Genomic DNA, 20762 nt, shown 5'->3' on the forward strand with positions numbered 1-20762 from the left:
TAGCCTGGCAAGCGAATCGAAGTGGCGAGAATCGGGCACAGGACTCGGGGAAGCGACGAGACACCATATGGGGAGTGCTGTGATCACCGCGCGCGCGGCTGCCACCTTCGACCCGGTCGGGCGTTCGGTCGCGACCGCCCGCGCCTTTGTCCGGGACACCCTCCAGGGGTGGGGGTACAACGATGTCGTCGACGACGCGGTCGTCCTCACCAGCGAGCTCGTGACCAACGCCGTGGTGCACGCGGGAACCGCGGCCGACGTGCTGTGCCTGCGCACCGAGGACGGCGTACGCGTCGAGGTCTCCGACCACTATCCGGAACGCGAGGTCCCGCTCCAGAGCACGGCTCTGGACTTCGGCAGCCCCGACCGCGAGAGCGGCCGCGGCCTGCTGCTCTGCGCCGCCCTCGCCGTCCGCTGGGGCGTCGAGTACACCCCGACGCGCAAGCACGTCTGGTTCCAGCTCGACCTCCCCGAACGCCCGGTGGGCATCCGCTCCGCGGGCCCGGTGCTGCCGACCGCGCTCCTCCCCGTCACCGACGAACGCGTACGCGTCGCCGTCGTGCAGATCGACCGCTCCGGCTCCATCTCCGCGTGGAACGACGACGCCGGGTTCCTCTTCGGTCACGCGGCCGACCAGGTCACCGGGAAACAGCTCACCGACTTCGTGGCCTGGCCGCACACCCCGGGCACCAACACCGGCATCGCCGACGCGCTCCAGCTCTCCCGCTGGGAGGGCAGCTACGGAATCCGCGGCTCCGACGGCCGCGTCATCCCGGTCTACGCCTCGCACCTACGGGTACGCGACACCGAGGGCGAACCGTCCACCGTCTGCCTCCTCGTCCGCGAATACGAACGCGCCGTGCTCCTCTCCCCCGTACGCACCCCCGTCTCCGACACGAGCGCCGAGAACCGCGCCGCGGACCCGTTCGAGGTCTTCATCGGCTCCCCCGCCCCCGACGACCTCGACGGCCTGCTCCAGCGCACCGTCGAACGCGCCCGGGACATGCTCGACGCCGACGCCGCCTTCCTCCTGCTGGCCACCGACGACGAGACCGAACTTGAGGTCCGCGCCACGACCGGCCTCCCCTCGGCCCGCCAGCGCTTCGCCCGGGTCCCCGTCGAAGCCGGAACGGGACGTTACGGCTCCGCCCGGATGCCCGCCGTCCACGAAGACCTCACCGCGGTCCCCGGCGCCGTCCCCCTGCTCGGCGACACCGGCATGCGCTCCGTCGTCACGGTCCCGCTGAAGGTCGAGGGCCGCCTCACCGGCTCCCTCGGCGTCGCGGCCGAAGCGGCGGGCCGGTACTCCAACGAGGAAGCCCTGCGCCTCCAGTTCGCCGCCGACCGCATCGCCCTCGCCGTCGAATCCGCCCGCCTGGGCGAGCTGGAGCGTCTGCGCCGCGGCTCCCTGTCCTTCCTCGTCGAGGCGTCCGACCTCCTCGCCGGCACCCTCGACCGGGACCAGACCCTCGCGCTCATGGCCCAGATGACGGTGCCCACGCTCGCCACCTGGTGCGCCGTCTACACCATCGCGGACCAGTCCTCGGAGCCGTATCTCTCCTATGTCCTCCATGAGGACGAGGACCTCATCGACGGGCTCAAGGCCCTGCTCTCCAAGATCGACCCGCCGGATCCGGTGCCGACCCCCGGCGCCCGCGTCTGGGCCGCCCCGTCCGAAGCGGCCCACCAGGCGGCGCTCCTCACCTCCATGCGCAGCCTCGACCGCGACGCGCCGCTGAGCATGGGCGTGGCCACCCGCACCACACTGGCCACGGCCTCGGCCGTGGGCGGGGAGACGGTGGTACTCCCCCTGGTCGCCCGCAACCGCGTCATCGGCATGCTCACGCTCGGGAAGCCCTCCGACGACCACTTCCGCCAGGAGATCCTGGAACTGGCCGAGGACCTCTCCCGACGGGCCGCGCTGGCCCTCGACAACGCCCGCCTGTATTCGGAGCGCACGGCGATCAGTCAGTCCCTGCAGCGCAGCCTGCTGCCTCCGGGCCTGCCCGACGTACCCAATGTCGAGATCGAGGTCATCTACCGCGCGGCGGGCGAGGGCAACGAGGTCGGCGGCGACTTCTACGACGTCTTCCCCATCCGCGACGGTGCGTACGGCTTCGCCATCGGTGACGTCTGCGGTACGGGACCGGAAGCCGCGGCCGTCACCGGCCTGGCCCGGCACGCCCTGCGTCTGCTGGCCCGTGAGGGCTTCGGCGGCCCGGCCGTGCTGGAACGGCTCAACGCCGCGATCCTCGACGAGGGCACACGCAGCCGCTTCCTCACGCTGCTGTACGGGGAGCTGTGGCCCCAGGAGGACGGCAGCGCTCTCCTGAAGGTGGTGTGCGCGGGGCACCCACTGCCGCTGCGTCTGCGCCAGGACGGCTCCGTCGAGGCGGCCGCCGAGCCTCAGCCGCTGCTCGGCGTCATCGAGGACCTGGAACTGTACGAGCAGGAGGTCACCCTCGACCCGGGCGATGTCCTGCTGTGCGTCACCGACGGTGTCACCGAACGCCGTGAAGGCGCCCGCATGCTCGGCGACGACGGCCTCGCGGACGTCCTCGCCACGTGTACGGGCCTGACGGCCGGGGCCGTCGCCGCCCGCATCCTGCGCGCCGTCGAACGCTTCGCGGCCGAGCCGGCCTCCGACGACATGGCCATCCTGGCCATGCGCGTCCCCGAACCGCCGCTCGTCTGACGTCGGCGCTCAGGAGCCGAACGGGCCGTCCAGGGCTGCCCATTGCAGCAGCATGATGGTCTTCGCGTCGGCGATCGCCCCGTCGCGGATCATCGCGAGTGCCTCGGTGAAGGGCAGCTCGACGGTGGCGATGTCCTCGCCCTCGGCGGCGATGCCACCTCCGCCGCCGGTCGCGGTCGCCGGAGTGTACGGGGCGGCGAAGAAGTGCAGCCGCTCGGTGACGGAGCCGGGGCTCATGTAGACGTCGAAGACGCGCTCGGCCGCGCCGACGGTGTGCCCCGTCTCCTCCGCCGCCTCCCTGCGGATGGCCTCCTCGGGACTGTCCCCGTCCAGCAGGCCCGCCGCCGTTTCGATGAGCATCCCGTCGGGGTGGCCGTTGACGTAGGCCGGGAGACGGAACTGCCGGGTCAGCAGCACCGTACGGCGGTCGGGATCGTAGAGCAGGATGGTGGCGCCGTCGCCGCGGTCATGGGTCTCACGCTGTTCCCGGCTCCAGTGTCCGTCGCTGTGCCGGTAGTCGAAGGTCGTCCTGCGCAGGACGTACCAGTCGCAGGAGAGCACCTCCACATCGACGATCCGCACCCGCGGGTTGCCGGTCAGGTCACGGCCCTGCCGGTCGAGGCCGGTGCGGCCGCGGCGGTCGGGGGTATCGATGCCGGCGGTCATCGCGGGGCCGGAACGGCGTCGAGGTTCATCTGCGTACGGGGAACAGCGTTCATGGCGTCACCTCAGTGGCGATGGGCGTGTTTCGGAGGACGGGGGTTCGAAGGGCGGGCTTCAGGCCAGGAGGACAGGCACGCCCGCCGTCCGGAGAGCCTTCAGCGTGTGCGGGCCGTTGGGATGGGTTTCGGAGTCCTCCGCACCGGTGTCGGTCACGAAGCTGTCCACCGCGCCGAGCGGGGCGACCTGGCTGAACGCCCGGACCCCGAGCTTGGTGGCATCGGCCACCGCGATGGTCCGGGCGGACTGCGCCAGCCCGGCCTGTTTGACGGCCGCGTCCTCCAAGGAGAACTCGGACCAGCCGTGCTCGGCGTGCGCACCCCCGATGGACATGACGAAACAGTCGAAGGCCAACGACTCCAGCGTGCGCAGGGCCAACGGGCCGACCAGGGACCGTTCTCCGGGCCGTGAACGCCCACCGACGACGAGCAGGTCGATACCGGGGCGGTCCGCCAGGCACATCGCCGCCTGCAGGCTCAGCACCGCCACCGTCAGGGGCCTTCGAGCGGCGAGGTGCTCCGCGACGTGCACGGTCGTGGTCCCCGCGTCCAGCAGCACACGGGACCCCGGCTCGACCATCGCGGCCACCCGGGCGCCCAGCCGGTCCTTCGTGGCGGACTGCCAGGCTTCGCGTGCGACAAAGCCCGCGCCCTCTTCACGTGCCTTCGTGGCCACGGCACCGCCGTGCACTCTGCGGACGAGCTCCTGGCGCTCCAGCACGTCGAGGTCCCTGCGGACCGTCATCTCGGACACCCCCAGACGCTGGGAGAGTTCCGAGACGGAGACACGGTCGGAGCCCTGGACCAGCCGCAGGGTCAGGTCCAGACGATCAGCAACACCCATGAACCATTTCTATCATGCTGATGTTCATTTGAACATCAGCATGTGATGACCTGGAACGCAAAAAAGGCCCCCGCCGAGTGGCGGGGGCCTTCCTTCTGCCTGAGCCCCAATGCGGAATCGAACCGCAGACCTTCTCCTTACCATGGAGACGCTCTACCGACTGAGCTATTGGGGCCTGTCGCGCTGTGCAACGAGATAAAGCATACCCTGAATCCAAGGGTGCTGTTAACCACCGGACGCACCGATTCCCGGCCGATTCCCGGCCGATTCTCACGAGCGCCACGGAACTCCCCCACGGACCGGCCGCGCCGGCCCACCCGTAGCACCGGGAACAACACCGGAGGGGCCTATGAGTGTCGGCGAAAGACCCGTGAACGCAGAAAAGCCCCGTACCTTGCGGTACGGGGCTTTCCCGGAAAAATTGTTCGGCGGCGTCCTACTCTCCCACAGGGTCCCCCCTGCAGTACCATCGGCGCTGAAAGGCTTAGCTTCCGGGTTCGGAATGTAACCGGGCGTTTCCCTAACGCAATGACCACCGAAACACTATGAAATTAACCAACACCGGAACACAACACGGCCGTTCGTTATTTCAGAACTAACACAGTGGACGCGAGCAACTGAGGACAAGCCCTCGGCCTATTAGTACCAGTCAGCTCCACCCGTTACCGGGCTTCCACATCTGGCCTATCAACCCAGTCGTCTACTGGGAGCCTTAACCCCTCAAGAGGGTGGGAATACTCATCTCGAAGCAGGCTTCCCGCTTAGATGCTTTCAGCGGTTATCCTTTCCGAACGTAGCCAACCAGCCATGCCCTTGGCAGGACAACTGGCACACCAGAGGTTCGTCCGTCCCGGTCCTCTCGTACTAGGGACAGCCCTTCTCAATATTCCTACGCGCACAGCGGATAGGGACCGAACTGTCTCACGACGTTCTAAACCCAGCTCGCGTACCGCTTTAATGGGCGAACAGCCCAACCCTTGGGACCGACTCCAGCCCCAGGATGCGACGAGCCGACATCGAGGTGCCAAACCATCCCGTCGATATGGACTCTTGGGGAAGATCAGCCTGTTATCCCCGGGGTACCTTTTATCCGTTGAGCGACAGCGCTTCCACAAGCCACTGCCGGATCACTAGTCCCGACTTTCGTCCCTGCTCGACCCGTCGGTCTCACAGTCAAGCTCCCTTGTGCACTTACACTCAACACCTGATTGCCAACCAGGCTGAGGGAACCTTTGGGCGCCTCCGTTACTCTTTAGGAGGCAACCGCCCCAGTTAAACTACCCATCAGACACTGTCCCTGATCCGGATCACGGACCCAGGTTAGACATCCAGCACGACCAGAGTGGTATTTCAACGACGACTCCACAACCACTGGCGTGGCCGCTTCAAAGTCTCCCACCTATCCTACACAAGCCGAACCGAACACCAATATCAAACTATAGTAAAGGTCCCGGGGTCTTTCCGTCCTGCTGCGCGAAACGAGCATCTTTACTCGTAGTGCAATTTCACCGGGCCTATGGTTGAGACAGTCGAGAAGTCGTTACGCCATTCGTGCAGGTCGGAACTTACCCGACAAGGAATTTCGCTACCTTAGGATGGTTATAGTTACCACCGCCGTTTACTGGCGCTTAAGTTCTCAGCTTCGCACACCCGAAAGTGCACTAACCGGTCCCCTTAACGTTCCAGCACCGGGCAGGCGTCAGTCCGTATACATCGCCTTACGGCTTCGCACGGACCTGTGTTTTTAGTAAACAGTCGCTTCTCGCTGGTCTCTGCGGCCACCCCCAGCTCAGGAAGCAAGTTCCCTCACCGGTGATGGCCCCCCTTCTCCCGAAGTTACGGGGGCATTTTGCCGAGTTCCTTAACCATAGTTCACCCGAACGCCTCGGTATTCTCTACCTGACTACCTGAGTCGGTTTAGGGTACGGGCCGCCATGAAACTCGCTAGAGGCTTTTCTCGACAGCATAGGATCATCCACTTCACCACAATCGGCTCGGCATCAGGTCTCACCCTTATATGTGTGACGGATTTACCTACCACACGGGCTACACCCTTACCCCGGGACTACCACCGCCCGGGCTGGACTACCTTCCTGCGTCACCCCATCGCTTACCTACTACAAGTCTGGTTCATCGGCTCCACCACTACCCTCAACTCCGAAGAGATCGGGCCGGCTTCACGGACTTAGCATCGCCTGATTCAGTACTGGGCGTTTCAAAGCGGGTACCGGAATATCAACCGGTTGTCCATCGACTACGCCTGTCGGCCTCGCCTTAGGTCCCGACTTACCCTGGGCAGATCAGCTTGACCCAGGAACCCTTAGTCAATCGGCGCACACGTTTCTCACGTGTGTATCGCTACTCATGCCTGCATTCTCACTCGTGAACCGTCCACAACTCGCTTCCGCGGCTGCTTCACCCGGCACACGACGCTCCCCTACCCATCCGTACTCCCGTTGGGGATATATGTACGAATGACACGACTTCGGCGGTACGCTTGAGCCCCGCTACATTGTCGGCGCGGAATCACTTGACCAGTGAGCTATTACGCACTCTTTCAAGGGTGGCTGCTTCTAAGCCAACCTCCTGGTTGTCTCTGCGACTCCACATCCTTTCCCACTTAGCGTACGCTTAGGGGCCTTAGTCGATGCTCTGGGCTGTTTCCCTCTCGACCATGGAGCTTATCCCCCACAGTCTCACTGCCGTGCTCTCACTTACCGGCATTCGGAGTTTGGCTAAGGTCAGTAACCCGGTAGGGCCCATCGCCTATCCAGTGCTCTACCTCCGGCAAGAAACACACGACGCTGCACCTAAATGCATTTCGGGGAGAACCAGCTATCACGGAGTTTGATTGGCCTTTCACCCCTAACCACAGGTCATCCCCCAGGTTTTCAACCCTGGTGGGTTCGGTCCTCCACGAAGTCTTACCTCCGCTTCAACCTGCCCATGGCTAGATCACTCCGCTTCGGGTCTTGAGCGCGCTACTAAACCGCCCTATTCGGACTCGCTTTCGCTACGGCTTCCCCACACGGGTTAACCTCGCAACACACCGCAAACTCGCAGGCTCATTCTTCAAAAGGCACGCAGTCACGACTGCATGTGCAAGCACACACAGCGACGCTCCCACGGCTTGTAGGCACACGGTTTCAGGTACTATTTCACTCCGCTCCCGCGGTACTTTTCACCATTCCCTCACGGTACTATCCGCTATCGGTCACCAGGGAATATTTAGGCTTAGCGGGTGGTCCCGCCAGATTCACACGGGATTTCTCGGGCCCCGTGCTACTTGGGTGTCTCTTAAACGAGCCGTTAATGTTTCAGCTACGGGGGTCTTACCCTCTACGCCGGACCTTTCGCATGTCCTTCGCCTACATCAACGGTTTCTGACTCGTCTCACAGCCGGCAGACCATGAAAAAGAGATCCCACAACCCCGAATGCGCAACCCCTGCCGGGTATCACACGCATACGGTTTGGCCTCATCCAGTTTCGCTCGCCACTACTCCCGGAATCACGGTTGTTTTCTCTTCCTGAGGGTACTGAGATGTTTCACTTCCCCTCGTTCCCTCCACACTGCCTATGTGTTCAGCAGCGGGTGACAGCCCATGACGGCTGCCGGGTTTCCCCATTCGGAAACCCCCGGATCAAAGCTTGGTTGACAGCTCCCCGGGGACTATCGTGGCCTCCCACGTCCTTCATCGGTTCCTGGTGCCAAGGCATCCACCGTGCGCCCTTAAAAACTTGGCCACAGATGCTCGCGTCCACTGTGCAGTTCTCAAACAACGACCAGCCACCCATCACCCCGTCATATACGACGAGTTCACTGGGGCCGGCAACCGAAGGACAGACTCAAACGAGTCCGTACCCTCAGATACCCAACAGCGTGCCCGACCCGACCGACCATTCCCCACGTTCCACGCCGAAGCAGTACTAGTGAAAAACAACCTGTCGTGCCGAGTAGTCAACGTTCCACCCATGAGCAACCAGCACCGAACATTCGCCGGTGTACTGGCCTCTGACCAAACCGAAGCCTGGTAAGAAGTGCTCCTTAGAAAGGAGGTGATCCAGCCGCACCTTCCGGTACGGCTACCTTGTTACGACTTCGTCCCAATCGCCAGTCCCACCTTCGACAGCTCCCTCCCACAAGGGGTTGGGCCACCGGCTTCGGGTGTTACCGACTTTCGTGACGTGACGGGCGGTGTGTACAAGGCCCGGGAACGTATTCACCGCAGCAATGCTGATCTGCGATTACTAGCAACTCCGACTTCATGGGGTCGAGTTGCAGACCCCAATCCGAACTGAGACCGGCTTTTTGAGATTCGCTCCGCCTCGCGGCATCGCAGCTCATTGTACCGGCCATTGTAGCACGTGTGCAGCCCAAGACATAAGGGGCATGATGACTTGACGTCGTCCCCACCTTCCTCCGAGTTGACCCCGGCAGTCTCCTGTGAGTCCCCATCACCCCGAAGGGCATGCTGGCAACACAGAACAAGGGTTGCGCTCGTTGCGGGACTTAACCCAACATCTCACGACACGAGCTGACGACAGCCATGCACCACCTGTATACCGACCACAAGGGGGGCACCATCTCTGATGCTTTCCGGTATATGTCAAGCCTTGGTAAGGTTCTTCGCGTTGCGTCGAATTAAGCCACATGCTCCGCTGCTTGTGCGGGCCCCCGTCAATTCCTTTGAGTTTTAGCCTTGCGGCCGTACTCCCCAGGCGGGGAACTTAATGCGTTAGCTGCGGCACCGACGACGTGGAATGTCGCCAACACCTAGTTCCCAACGTTTACGGCGTGGACTACCAGGGTATCTAATCCTGTTCGCTCCCCACGCTTTCGCTCCTCAGCGTCAGTAATGGCCCAGAGATCCGCCTTCGCCACCGGTGTTCCTCCTGATATCTGCGCATTTCACCGCTACACCAGGAATTCCGATCTCCCCTACCACACTCTAGCTAGCCCGTATCGAATGCAGACCCGGGGTTAAGCCCCGGGCTTTCACATCCGACGTGACAAGCCGCCTACGAGCTCTTTACGCCCAATAATTCCGGACAACGCTTGCGCCCTACGTATTACCGCGGCTGCTGGCACGTAGTTAGCCGGCGCTTCTTCTGCAGGTACCGTCACTCTCGCTTCTTCCCTGCTGAAAGAGGTTTACAACCCGAAGGCCGTCATCCCTCACGCGGCGTCGCTGCATCAGGCTTTCGCCCATTGTGCAATATTCCCCACTGCTGCCTCCCGTAGGAGTCTGGGCCGTGTCTCAGTCCCAGTGTGGCCGGTCGCCCTCTCAGGCCGGCTACCCGTCGTCGCCTTGGTAGGCCATTACCCCACCAACAAGCTGATAGGCCGCGGGCTCATCCTTCACCGCCGGAGCTTTTAACCCCCACCCATGCAGGCAGAAGTATTATCCGGTATTAGACCCCGTTTCCAGGGCTTGTCCCAGAGTGAAGGGCAGATTGCCCACGTGTTACTCACCCGTTCGCCACTAATCCACCCCGAAAGGCTTCATCGTTCGACTTGCATGTGTTAAGCACGCCGCCAGCGTTCGTCCTGAGCCAGGATCAAACTCTCCGTGAATGTTTTCCCGTAATCGGGACACACATCACGAGAGCGGAACGACCGGTCGGAATAAGACCAGTCGTTCACAGCGTCCTCGCTGTGTAATTGCCCACCGGAGCCGTAAGGCCCGGTAGGACTTTCAAAGGAACCACCAACCTGCCGAAGCAGGCCGGGGTATCAACATATCTGGCGTTGACTTTTGGCACGCTGTTGAGTTCTCAAGGAACGGACGCTTCCTTCGGTCCCGTTTCACCGGGGCCCTCCGGGCGCTTCCCTTCGTGTTCTTGCGTTTCCGACTCTATCAGACTCTTTCGTGTCCGATTCCCGGCCGAAGCGGGTCAAGCAGTTTTCGCTTTCCAGTTCTTCGCTTTCGCGTTTCCCTTTCCGGCGGTTCCAACTTTACCAGACTCTTCATTCGTTCCGTTTCCGGTCCGAATTTGATTCCGGCGGCCTGTGGAGTGGCCTTTGCCTTTCGGCGCACCCGACTTTATCAGAGATTCTGAGTCGGAATTCCCGCCCTGTTCAGGTGCTTCCTGCGCACAAGTGCGCGGGTGCTTCCCGGTCAGGCGGAGCCGTAAACGTACTGGAGCGGGGCGCCCCGATGCAAATCGAGGCGCCCCGCTCCAGGTCGGCGGTCGTGAGGATCAGACCTCGACGACGACCGGAAGGATCATCGGGCGCCGGCGGTAGGTGTCGGAGACCCACTTACCCACCGAGCGGCGGACGAGCTGCTGGAGCTGGTGGGGCTCCATCACACCGTCCTGTGCCGACTTGTTGAGAGCCTCCTCGACCTTCGGAACGACGGCGCTGAAGGCCGCGTCGTCGATGCCGGAGCCCCGGGCCTGGATGTGGGGGCCGCCCACGATCTTGCCCGAGGAACTGTCGACCACGATGAAGACCGAGATGATGCCTTCGTCGCCGAGAATGCGGCGGTCCTTGAGGGAGGTCTCGGTGACGTCGCCGACCGAGAGGCCGTCGACATAGACGTAACCCGCCTGAACCTTGCCGACGATCCTCGCCTTGCCGTCGACCAGGTCGACGACCACGCCGTCCTCGGCGATGACGATGTGGTCCTTGGGAACACCCGTGAGTGCGCCCAGTTCGGCATTGGCACGCAGGTGGCGCCATTCGCCGTGGACCGGCATCAGGTTCTTCGGCTTGCAGATGTTGTAGAAGTACAGCAGCTCGCCGGCCGAGGCGTGGCCCGAGACGTGGACCTTGGCATTGCCCTTGTGGACGACATTGGCGCCCCAGCGGGTCAGGCCGTTGATCACGCGGTAGACCGCGTTCTCGTTGCCCGGGATCAGGGACGACGCCAGGATCACCGTGTCGCCCGGAACGATCCGGATCTGGTGGTCGCGGTTGGCCATCCGGGAGAGGGCCGCCATCGGCTCGCCCTGCGAGCCCGTGCAGACGAGCACGACCTCGTCGTCCGGCAGATCGTCGAGGGTCTTCACATCGACGACCAGGCCCGCGGGGACCTTCAGGTAGCCGAGGTCACGGGCGATGCCCATGTTGCGGACCATCGAACGCCCCACGAAGGCGACCCGGCGGCCGTACTCGTGGGCCGCGTCCAGGATCTGCTGGATGCGGTGCACGTGGCTGGCGAAGCTCGCCACGATGATGCGCTTCTGGGCGTTGGCGAAGACCGTGCGCAGGACGTTGGAGATGTCCCGCTCGGGCGGTACGAAGCCGGGGACCTCGGCGTTCGTCGAGTCGGAGAGCAGCAGGTCGATGCCCTCCTCGCTCAGCCGGGCGAACGCGTGGAGGTCGGTGAGACGCCCGTCCAGCGGGAGCTGGTCCATCTTGAAGTCACCGGTCGCGACGGCCATGCCCGCGGGGGTGCGGATGGCGACCGCGAGAGCGTCCGGGATCGAGTGGTTGACCGCGATGAACTCGCAGTCGAAGACGCCGATGCGCTCGCGCTGGCCCTCGGTGACCTCGAGGGTGTACGGACGGATCCGGTGCTCCTGGAGCTTGGCCTCGATCAGTGCGAGGGTCAGCTTGGAGCCGATGAGCGGGATGTCCGGCTTCAGACGCAGCAGATACGGGACACCACCGATGTGGTCCTCGTGTCCGTGCGTGAGGACGATGCCCTCGACGTCGTCCAGACGGTCCCGGATGGTGGTGAAGTCCGGGAGGATCAGGTCGATCCCGGGCTGCTCCTCCTCGGGGAAGAGCACGCCGCAGTCGACGATGAGCAGGCGGCCGCCGTACTCGAAGACCGTCATGTTGCGGCCGATCTCACCGAGACCACCGAGCGGCGTGACGCGCAGGCCGTTCTTCGGGAGCTTCGGCGGGGTACCGAGTTCAGGATGCGGATGACTCAAAAGACTCTCCTTACCACGCGCGCCACGTACCGCTGAGGCACGTGGCGCGCGTGTCATTCGTGCACTTGCTGTTGTCTGGGATGGTGCTTCGCGAGTGTTCCTCGCTTATTCAGTTGTGAAGTCTGTGGTTACAGCTCTACCCCACCGGCGGCCAGATCGATCTTGAGCTGCGCCGTCTCCTGTGCGGTGAGTTCCACCAGGGGCAGGCGCAGCGGACCGGCCGGGAGGCCCTGGAGGGTCAGAGCGGCCTTCGTGGTGATCACGCCCTGGGTGCGGAACATGCCGGTGAAGACCGGGAGCAGCTTCTGGTGGATCTCCGTGGCCTTGTGGACGTCGCCGCCGAGATGCGCCTCGATCAGCGCCCGCAGATCAGGGGTCACCACATGGCCCACGACGGAGACGAAGCCGACTGCGCCGACCGAGAGGAGCGGCAGGTTCAGCATGTCGTCGCCGGAGTACCAGGCGAGGCCGGACTGGGCGATGGCCCAGCTGGCGCGGCCCAGGTCACCCTTGGCGTCCTTGTTGGCGACGATACGCGGGTGCTCGGCGAGCCGGACCAGCGTCTCCGTGTCGATCGGCACGCCGCTGCGGCCGGGAATGTCGTACAGCATCACGGGGAGTCCGGTGGAGTCCGCGATGGCGGTGAAGTGCCGCAGGAGACCTTCCTGCGGGGGCTTGTTGTAGTACGGCGTGACGGCGAGGAGGCCGTGGGCGCCGGTGCGCTCGGCGGTGCGGGCCAGGTCGACGCTGTGGCGGGTGTCGTTGGTGCCGATGCCGGCGACGACGTGGGCCCGGTCTCCTACCGCTTCGAGTACCGCCCGTACGAGCTGGTCTTTCTCCGCGTCGCTGGTGGTCGGGGACTCGCCGGTGGTGCCGTTGACGACCAGGCCGTCATTGCCTGCGTCCACCAGATGGGCGGCGAGCCGCTGGGCGCCGTCGAGGTCGAGTGCGCCGTCCGCCGTGAAGGGCGTGACCATAGCGGTGAGGACCCGCCCGAAGGGGGTCTGCGGAGTGGAGATCGGAGCCATGGGTAACACGCTACTCGTTGCTCAGCGCCCGGTGTCCCCTCGGGGGGACGGGGAAGTGGAACCCGGCACTGCCTGCTCGGGGGTTCAAGCAGTGCCGGGTCCGTTTGATCAGCCTAGATGAACTTCACGAAACGCCGCAATACGGACACCGCTTACGGGGCGACCCGTCCATTTTTGTTGAAGGCGGCATGAGTGAGCGGCATGAGCCGCGCCCAGTGGGCCTCCATCTGCTCGCCGACCATCTCGATCTCGCGCTGCGGGAAGGACGGGACCGCCGCCAGCTCGTGCTGGGTGCGCAGGCCGAGGAAGTGCATCAGCGAGCGGGCGTTGCACGTGGCGTACATCGTCGAGAACAGGCCGACGGGCAGGACCGCGCGGGCGACCTCGCGGGCCACTCCGGCGGCGAGCATCTCCTGGTACGCCTCGTACGCCTGGCGGTAGGAGTCCTCCATCACACGGCCGGTGAGCTCGTGCTGTGCCTGGGTGCCCTCGACGAACTCGTACTTGCCGGGGCGGCCCTGCTGGACGAGCTTGCGGGACTCCCCCGGGACGTAGAAGACCGGCTCCAGCTCCCTGTAGCGGCCCGATTCCTCGTTGTACGACCAGCCCACGCGGTGCCGCATGAACTCGCGGAAGACGAAAATGGGGGCGCTGATGAAGAAGGTCATCGAGTTGTGCTCGAACGGACTTCCGTGCCGGTCCCGCATCAGGAAGTTGATGAGCCCCTTGGACCGTTCGGGGTCCTTGGTGACCTCCTCCAGCGACTGCTCACCGGCCGTGGAAACACGGGCGGCGAACAGGACGTCGGAGTCACCTGCGGCATGTTTCACCAGGTCAACGGTGACATCGCTGCGGAAGTGGGGCTTTGCGGGTTCGGGGGTGTCGGTCACCGGCGGGGGTCCTTCCAATGGCGTCGCACGGGCGGCGCCCACTCTACGGCCCGGCACTGACAACGCGGCCGGGACCGCCCTTACGGGGAAATCTTGCGTCGATTCGGCGATTCGGGGCACCGATCGGGTGTTTCGTGCGTCTGACTCATTAGCAGCACCCGTTACAGAGATCAAGGAGAGTTTCCTCATGTTCCGCCGGCGTGAATCCGTCCCGTTCTCGTTCGTAGCCGAGGCCGACCGGTTCCGCAGTAATGTCACTCCTCCGCCCCGCACCCGCGCCAGCGTGTCGGAACTGGCGGGCCGTTCCCTCGTGGGGCTGACCGTGGTCGCCGGTCTCGTCGGATCGCTGCTCTTCGGCCTTCCCGCCCTCGACTCCGGGCACGCCCCGGCCCACGGGAAGCAGTCCGAGGCCGCTCAGGGCCGCTGACCCGTACGGACCCCCTGGGGTGGTCGGGCCGCTGCCACTCTCGGTAGCCTCACCGGGCACAGCAATCGAGCGTGCTTGTGAGTGAGGATCAGTCGTGCCCCTGCCCTTCCTGACGGCCGACCGCGCATTCGACGCGAGCGCGGAGGACGTTGCGCTGCCGTTCGACGACCACGACAGCTGGCGGCGGCCCTATCGCCCCGGCCCGTGGCGGGTCGCGGCCGCGGCCACCCTGTTGTTGCTCGCGTCGTTCGTGCTGCTCGCAGCCATGATCATCGGTTTGACCGGCGGGCCGTCCGGAGCCCTTGTCTGTATGGGGCTGTCCGCCGCGGTGATCGCGGGCTCGCTTCGGCTGCTGCGGGTCGGCGCCTGGGTCAGCCGGCACGGCGTGCGGCGCGTGGCGTTCTTCCGGACCACCACCGTGCCGTGGGACCGGGCCGCGGCGGTACGTACCGTCCAGCAGCCGGTGAACTGGCTCGGTCTGCCCCGTACCGTGCAGGGCCAGGCCCTCGTCGTGGTCCGCCAGGGCGGCGACACACTGCCGCCGCTGGTGACCGACCACAACGCGGATTTCCTGGGACGGGACGAGGCCTTCGAGCGGGCGACGGACACCATCGAGGCCTGGGGGGACGAGTACCGCCAGGGTGCAGCCGTGTAGTCGTGCGGTCGTGTGGCCGTCAAGCGTCAGGCCCGGTACGGGGTGTCCCGTGCCGGGCCTGACGCGTGTAAAGGTGTCCTCAACCGCCGGACGGGCTTGATTCCGCCCGGCGCGGGCCGTGCAGTGCTATCGCCCGTTGCATCGCCTTGCGGGCGCGTGGGGTGTCCCTCGCGTCCTGGTAGGCGACCGCCAGACGGAACCAGCAGCGCCAGTCGTCCGGGGTGTCCTCGGTCTCCTCGCGTCGACGGGCGAACACCGCGTCGGCGGAGTCGCGGTCGATACGGCCGGCCGGGGTACGGACCAGTTCATCGACCGGGAGCCCGCCCTCCGCTTCCAGTTCGGCGGCCAGCGCGTTGGCCCTGCGGACGAACTGGGTGTTCTTCCAGAGGAACCAGACGCCGATCACCGGCAGCACCAGTACCGAGACGCCGAACGCGACCGTCAGCAGCGTGCCGTGCCGTATGAGGAGCAGGCCACGGCTGCCGACCAGGCCGAAGTAGAAGACCAGGACGGCTGCGGTGACAACGTAGATGATCTTTGCGCGCATGGGTGGGCTCAGTCAGTTCAGGTCGAGGAAGTGTTCCAGGCCGAAGGTGAGGCCGGGAGTGGTCACCACACGGCGGGTACCGAGCAGGATGCCCGGCATGAAGCTGCTGTGGTGCAGGGAGTCGTGGCGGATGGTGAGGGTCTCGCCCTCGCCGCCGAGCAGCACTTCCTGGTGGGCGAGGAGGCCGCGGAGCCGGATCGCGTGGACCGGGACCCCGTCGACGTCCGCGCCACGGGCACCGTCCAGAGCCGTGGTGGTGGCGTCCGGCTGTGCGGCGCGGCCGGCCTTCTCGCGGGCGGCCGCGATCAGCTGGGCCGTACGCGTGGCGGTGCCGGAGGGTGCGTCGACCTTGTTCGGGTGGTGCAGCTCGATGACCTCGACGGACTCGAAGTAGCGGGCGGCCTGCTCGGCGAACCTCATCGTGAGGACCGCGCCGATGGAGAAGTTCGGCGCGATGAGCACCCCGGTCTCCGGGGAGCCGTCGAGCCAGGTGTTGAGCTGCGCGAGCCGTTCGTCGGTCCAGCCCGTGGTACCGACGACGGCGTGGATGCCGTGCCGGATACAGAAGTCGAGGTTGCCCATCACCGATGCGGGGGTGGTGAGCTCGACGACGACCTGGGCGCCGGTGTCCGCGAGGGTCTCCAGCTTGTCGCCCCGGCCCAGGGCTGCCACCAGCTCCATGTCGTCGGCGGCCTCGACGGCTCGTACCGCCTCGGCTCCGATACGGCCCTTGGCGCCGAGAACGGCTACGCGCAGCTTGCTCATTGCTTTGTTCCTTAAGGGGTTAGGAGACCGCTTCGTGGAGGCGGTCCGCCTGCTTGTCCTTGAGCGGGCCGATGACGGAGAGCGAGGGCCGGTGTCCCAGGAGGTCGCCCGCCACCGCTCGGACGTCGTCGGGGGTGACCGCCGCGATCCGGCCGAGCATGTCGTCGACCGACATCTGCTCGCCCCAGCACAGCTCACTCTTGCCGATCCGGTTCATCAGCGCGCCGGTGTCCTCCAGGCCGAGGACCGTGGAACCGGAGAGCTGGCCGATGGCACGGGCGATCTCCTCGTCGCTGAGGCCGTCGGCCGCGACGCGGTCGAGCTCGTCGCGGCAGATCTTCAGGACGTCGTGCACCTGGCTGGGCCGGCAGCCCGCGTACACGCCGAAGAGCCCGCAGTCGGCGAAGCCCGAGGTGTACGAGTACACGCTGTAGGCGAGGCCGCGCTTCTCCCGTACCTCCTGGAAGAGGCGGGAGCTCATGCCGCCGCCGAGGGCGGTGTTGAGTACGCCGAGCGCCCAGCGGCGTTCGTCGGTGCGGGCGAGGCCGGGCATGCCGAGGACGACGTGGGCCTGCTCGGTCTTGCGGTTGAGCAGTTCCACCCGGCCCGCGGTGCGCAGGGTGCGTGAGCCCTCGCGCGGCGCCATCGGGACGGCGTCGGTGCGGGACAGGGCGCCGGAGCGCTCGAAGGCCCTGCGGACCTGACGTACGACCGTGGCGTGGTCGACGTTGCCCGCCGCGGCGACGACGAGGTGCGTGGGGTCGTAGTGCTTCTTGTAGAAGCGGTCGATCTGGCCGCGGTTCAGCGCGTTGATCGTGTCCACGGTGCCCAGGACCGGTCGGCCCAGGGGGGTGTCGCCGAGCATGGTGTGCGCGAACAGGTCGTGCACGCAGTCGCCCGGGTCGTCCTCCGTCATCGCGATCTCTTCGAGGATGACTCCGCGCTCGGCGTCGACGTCCTCGGCGGTGATCAGCGAGCCGGTCAGCATGTCGCAGACGACGTCGATGGCCAGCGGCAGGTCCGTGTCGAGGACCCGCGCGTAGTAGCAGGTGTACTCCTTCGCCGTGAAGGCGTTCATCTCGCCGCCGACCGCGTCGAGCGAGGCGGAGATGTCGAGGGCGCTGCGCTTGGCGGTGCCCTTGAAGAGGAGGTGTTCCAGGTAGTGCGTCGCGCCGTTCAGGGTGGGGGTCTCGTCGCGTGAACCGACGTTGGCCCAGATCCCGAAGGTGGCGGAGCGTACGGAGGGCAGCGTCTCGGTGACGATGCGCAGGCCGCCCGGGAGGACGGTGCGGCGGACCGTGCCGATGCCGTTGGTGCCCTTGAGAAGCGTCTGGGTACGGGCGACGGCCCGCGCCTTGGAAGAGGTGCGGGCCGTCGTCACGGAACTACGGGACGTCACTTGGCGGCGTCGTCCTTCTCGTCGGCCTCTTCGCCCTCGACCACGGGGATCAGGGAGAGCTTGCCGCGGGAGTCGATCTCGGCGATCTCGACCTGGACCTTGGCGCCGACGCCGAGCACGTCCTCGACGTTCTCCACGCGCTTGCCACCGGCGAGCTTGCGGATCTGCGAGATGTGCAGCAGGCCGTCCTTGCCGGGCATCAGGGAGACGAACGCACCGAAGGTGGTGGTCTTGACGACCGTACCCAGGTAACGCTCGCCGACCTCCGGCATGGTCGGGTTGGCGATCGCGTTGATCGTGGCGCGCGCGGCCTCGGCCTGCGAGCCCTGCTGGGCACCGATGTAGATGGTGCCGTCGTCCTCGATCGTGATGTCGGCGCCGGTGTCCTCCTGGATCTGGTTGATCATCTTGCCCTTGGGGCCGATGACCTCACCGATCTTGTCCACCGGGATCTTGACGGTGATGATCCGCGGGGCGTTCGGGGACATCTCGTCCGGGACGTCGATGGCCTCGTTCATGACGTCCAGGATGTGCAGACGCGCGTCACGGGCCTGCTTCAGCGCGGCGGCCAGGACCGAGGCGGGGATGCCGTCGAGCTTGGTGTCGAGCTGGAGCGCGGTCACGAACTGCTTCGTACCGGCGACCTTGAAGTCCATGTCGCCGAAGGCGTCCTCCGCACCGAGGATGTCGGTGAGGGCGACGTAGTGCGTCTTGCCGTTGATCTCCTCCGAGATCAGGCCCATGGCGATACCGGCGACGGCGGCCTTGAGCGGCACACCGGCGTTCAGCAGCGACATGGTGGAGGCGCAGACCGAGCCCATGGACGTCGAGCCGTTGGAGCCCAGCGCCTCGGAGACCTGGCGGATCGCGTAGGGGAACTCCTCGCGCGAGGGCAGGACCGGAACGATCGCGCGCTCGGCGAGTGCGCCGTGGCCGATCTCGCGGCGCTTGGGCGAACCCACGCGGCCGGTCTCACCGACCGAGTACGGCGGGAAGTTGTAGTTGTGCATGTAGCGCTTGCGGGTCACCGGGGAAAGGGTGTCCAGCTGCTGCTCCATACGGAGCATGTTGAGGGTGGTGACGCCCAGGATCTGGGTCTCGCCACGCTCGAACAGCGCCGAGCCGTGCACGCGCGGGATGGCCTCGACCTCGGCGGCGAGCGTACGGATGTCCGTGACGCCACGGCCGTCGATGCGGACCTTGTCCTTGATGACGCGCTCGCGGACCAGCTTCTTGGTCAGCGAACGGTACGCGGCGGAGATCTCCTTCTCGCGGCCCTCGAAGGCCGGGAGCAGCTTCTCGGCGGCGATCTCCTTGACGCGGTCCAGCTCGGCCTCGCGGTCCTGCTTGCCGGCGATGGTGAGCGCCTGCGTCAGCTCGGAGGTGACGGCGCTGGAGAGCGCGTCGAAGACGTCGTCCTGGTAGTCCAGGAAGACCGGGAACTCGCCGACCGGCTTGGCGGCCTTGGAGGCCAGGTCGGACTGGGCCTTGCAGAGCGCCTTGATGAAGGGCTTCGCGGCGTCCAGACCGGCGGCGACGATCTCCTCGGTGGGAGCCTCGGCGCCGTCCGCGACGAGCTGGATGGTCTTCTCGGTGGCCTCGGCCTCGACCATCATGATCGCGACGTCGCCGTCCTCCAGGACGCGACCGGCGACGACCATGTCGAAGACTGCGTCCTCGAGCTCGGTGTGCGTCGGGAACGCGACCCACTGGCCCTTGATCAGGGCGACGCGGGTGGCGCCGATCGGGCCGGAGAAGGGCAGGCCCGCCAGGATGGTGGAGCAGGAGGCGGCGTTGATCGCGACCACGTCGTACAGGTGGTCGGGGTTGAGCGCCATGATCGTCTCGACGATCTGGATCTCGTTGCGCAGGCCCTTCTTGAAGGAGGGGCGCAGCGGGCGGTCGATCAGGCGGCAGGTGAGGATCGCGTCCTCGGAGGGCCGGCCCTCACGACGGAAGAAGGAGCCGGGGATCTTGCCGGCCGCGTACTGCCGCTCCTCGACGTCCACCGTGAGGGGGAAGAAGTCGAGGTTTTCCTTGGGCCGCTTGGAAGCGGTGGTGGCCGACAGCACCATGGTGTCGTCGTCCAGGTACGCGACGGCGGAGCCGGCGGCCTGCTTGGCCAGGCGGCCCGTCTCGAAGCGGATGGTGCGGGTGCCGAAGGTTCCGTTGTCGATAACGGCCTCGGCGTAGTGGGTCTCGTTCTCCACTAGTGATTTCTCCATACTCGTCGTCTTTCGTCCCCCTGCCCGTGTGGCGGGGGACGGTGCAGGAGAAGCGCACCGTGTGTGCGGGCCGGTCTTCGATCGAAGCTCCCGGGCATTGTCCCGGGGGCCACTACCGAGGACCGGCGGCGGCGTCGCTGCGCCTCTCCTCGTTCTGGTGTCGTACGCCCAGATTACTGAGCTTGACACCGGTCGTGCACGTACGGCAAAGGGAGCGGTCCCCCAGAAGACGGGAACCGCTCCCTTTCACAGCGTCCTTACTTGGCGCCGCCGGCCGCGCCGCGGCGGATGCCGAGGCGGTCGACGAGCGCACGGAAGCGCTGGATGTCCTTCTTGGCAAGGTACTGCAGGAGGCGGCGACGCTGGCCGACCAGGATCAGCAGACCACGACGGGAGTGGTGGTCGTGCTTGTGCGTCTTGAGGTGCTCCGTCAGGTCCGAGATCCGGCGGGAGAGCATGGCGACCTGAACCTCGGGGGAACCGGTGTCACCCTCCTTCTGGGCGAACTCGGACATGATCTGCTTCTTCGTAGCGGCGTCGAGCGGCACGCGTACTCCTCTTTGATGTTCGATGCGCCCACGAGTGCCCCTGGTCTTGATCTCAGGAGAGCTTCCATGACTCGGAGGCGAAGGTCCGATGAGCGCAGCCCCCAGGATGATCCGGAGACGCGTACACAAACG

At 65.6% G+C, this 20762-nt stretch carries 13 protein-coding genes, 1 tRNA gene and 3 rRNA genes; 3 read left to right on the plus strand and 14 right to left on the minus strand.

The features are described from left to right. Nucleotides 1-67 precede the first annotated feature (67 nt). On the plus strand, nt 68-2695 hold the full coding sequence (locus tag OG413_RS00635) for a SpoIIE family protein phosphatase (RefSeq protein WP_266802304.1): 2628 nt from the start codon (nt 68-70) through the stop codon (nt 2693-2695). Nucleotides 2696-2704: 9 nt separating this feature from the next. Here the strand turns inward: OG413_RS00635 and OG413_RS00640 are convergent, their stop codons facing one another. The 9 genes from OG413_RS00640 to thyX form a co-directional block, all read right to left on the minus strand. After that, nucleotides 2705-3361 (minus strand): NUDIX domain-containing protein, encoded by a 657-nt coding sequence (locus OG413_RS00640; RefSeq protein ID WP_266802306.1) that lies wholly within the window; start codon nt 3359-3361, stop codon nt 2705-2707. A 111-nt stretch (nt 3362-3472) separates the two neighbouring features. After that, nucleotides 3473-4258 (minus strand): DeoR/GlpR family DNA-binding transcription regulator, encoded by a 786-nt coding sequence (locus tag OG413_RS00645; protein WP_266802308.1) that lies wholly within the window; start codon nt 4256-4258, stop codon nt 3473-3475. A 102-nt stretch (nt 4259-4360) separates the two neighbouring features. Further along, a tRNA-Thr gene (locus OG413_RS00650) sits at nt 4361-4433 on the minus strand. A gap of 248 nt (nt 4434-4681) precedes the next feature. After that, nucleotides 4682-4798: ribosomal RNA gene (gene rrf, locus OG413_RS00655) — 5S ribosomal RNA — on the minus strand. A gap of 79 nt (nt 4799-4877) precedes the next feature. Further along, a 23S ribosomal RNA gene (locus OG413_RS00660) occupies nt 4878-8003 on the minus strand. 305 nt (nt 8004-8308) lie between these two features. Beyond that, a 16S ribosomal RNA gene (locus OG413_RS00665) occupies nt 8309-9834 on the minus strand. Together the 16S, 23S and 5S rRNA genes with 1 tRNA gene alongside form the textbook arrangement of a ribosomal RNA operon. 626 nt (nt 9835-10460) lie before the next feature. Further along, on the minus strand, nt 10461-12146 hold the full coding sequence (locus OG413_RS00670; protein WP_073726610.1) for a ribonuclease J: 1686 nt from the start codon (nt 12144-12146) through the stop codon (nt 10461-10463). Between the two features lie 128 nt (nt 12147-12274). Then, entirely contained in the window at nt 12275-13174 is a 900-nt protein-coding gene (gene dapA / locus OG413_RS00675; protein ID WP_266802312.1) for a 4-hydroxy-tetrahydrodipicolinate synthase, read from the minus strand. Between the two features lie 152 nt (nt 13175-13326). After that, nucleotides 13327-14064: an FAD-dependent thymidylate synthase gene (gene thyX / locus OG413_RS00680; protein WP_266802314.1), complete on the minus strand. Its 738-nt coding sequence runs from the start codon at nt 14062-14064 to the stop codon at nt 13327-13329. 187 nt (nt 14065-14251) lie between these two features. On the opposite strand from thyX, the gene OG413_RS00685 reads away from it, so the two are divergent. Then, nucleotides 14252-14491: a hypothetical protein gene (locus tag OG413_RS00685; protein ID WP_266802316.1), complete on the plus strand. Its 240-nt coding sequence runs from the start codon at nt 14252-14254 to the stop codon at nt 14489-14491. 94 nt (nt 14492-14585) lie between these two features. Then, nucleotides 14586-15146: a hypothetical protein gene (locus OG413_RS00690; protein WP_266802318.1), complete on the plus strand. Its 561-nt coding sequence runs from the start codon at nt 14586-14588 to the stop codon at nt 15144-15146. A gap of 79 nt (nt 15147-15225) precedes the next feature. Here the strand turns inward: OG413_RS00690 and OG413_RS00695 are convergent, their stop codons facing one another. From OG413_RS00695 to rpsO, 5 genes are all read right to left on the minus strand, one after another. After that, nucleotides 15226-15693 (minus strand): tetratricopeptide repeat protein, encoded by a 468-nt coding sequence (locus OG413_RS00695; protein ID WP_266802320.1) that lies wholly within the window; start codon nt 15691-15693, stop codon nt 15226-15228. A 12-nt stretch (nt 15694-15705) separates the two neighbouring features. Then, a complete protein-coding gene (gene dapB, locus OG413_RS00700; RefSeq protein WP_266802322.1) occupies nt 15706-16458 on the minus strand; it encodes a 4-hydroxy-tetrahydrodipicolinate reductase in 753 nt (250 codons plus the stop codon). A 19-nt stretch (nt 16459-16477) separates the two neighbouring features. Further along, entirely contained in the window at nt 16478-17857 is a 1380-nt protein-coding gene (locus tag OG413_RS00705) for a pitrilysin family protein (RefSeq protein WP_266802324.1), read from the minus strand. Continuing rightward, nucleotides 17854-20067 carry a polyribonucleotide nucleotidyltransferase gene (locus tag OG413_RS00710; RefSeq protein WP_266809792.1) on the minus strand — a complete coding sequence of 738 codons (2214 nt, stop codon included), beginning with the start codon at nt 20065-20067 and terminating at the stop codon, nt 17854-17856. Before OG413_RS00710 ends, OG413_RS00705 begins: the two co-directional genes overlap by 4 nt. Nucleotides 20068-20339: 272 nt before the next feature. Further along, nucleotides 20340-20630, minus strand: coding sequence for a 30S ribosomal protein S15 (gene rpsO / locus OG413_RS00715; RefSeq protein WP_003965855.1), 291 nt, complete (start codon nt 20628-20630; stop codon nt 20340-20342). Nucleotides 20631-20762: the final 132 nt, after the last annotated feature.

It is taken from the genome of Streptomyces sp. NBC_01433 (assembly GCF_026340105.1).
Lineage (GTDB): Bacteria > Actinomycetota > Actinomycetes > Streptomycetales > Streptomycetaceae > Streptomyces.

What these genes read in the sequence shown, in the direction of transcription:
- OG413_RS00695 (WP_266802320.1), bottom strand. Translation starts at nt 15,693, where the DNA reads ATGCGCGCAAAGATCATCTACGTTGTCACCGCAGCCGTCCTGGTCTTC.
- OG413_RS00640 (WP_266802306.1), bottom strand. Translation starts at nt 3,361, where the DNA reads ATGACCGCCGGCATCGATACCCCCGACCGCCGCGGCCGCACCGGCCTC.
- OG413_RS00685 (WP_266802316.1), top strand. Translation starts at nt 14,252, where the DNA reads ATGTTCCGCCGGCGTGAATCCGTCCCGTTCTCGTTCGTAGCCGAGGCC.
- OG413_RS00635 (WP_266802304.1), top strand. Translation starts at nt 68, where the DNA reads ATGGGGAGTGCTGTGATCACCGCGCGCGCGGCTGCCACCTTCGACCCG.
- dapB (WP_266802322.1), bottom strand. Translation starts at nt 16,458, where the DNA reads ATGAGCAAGCTGCGCGTAGCCGTTCTCGGCGCCAAGGGCCGTATCGGA.
- dapA (WP_266802312.1), bottom strand. Translation starts at nt 13,174, where the DNA reads ATGGCTCCGATCTCCACTCCGCAGACCCCCTTCGGGCGGGTCCTCACC.
- OG413_RS00645 (WP_266802308.1), bottom strand. Translation starts at nt 4,258, where the DNA reads ATGGGTGTTGCTGATCGTCTGGACCTGACCCTGCGGCTGGTCCAGGGC.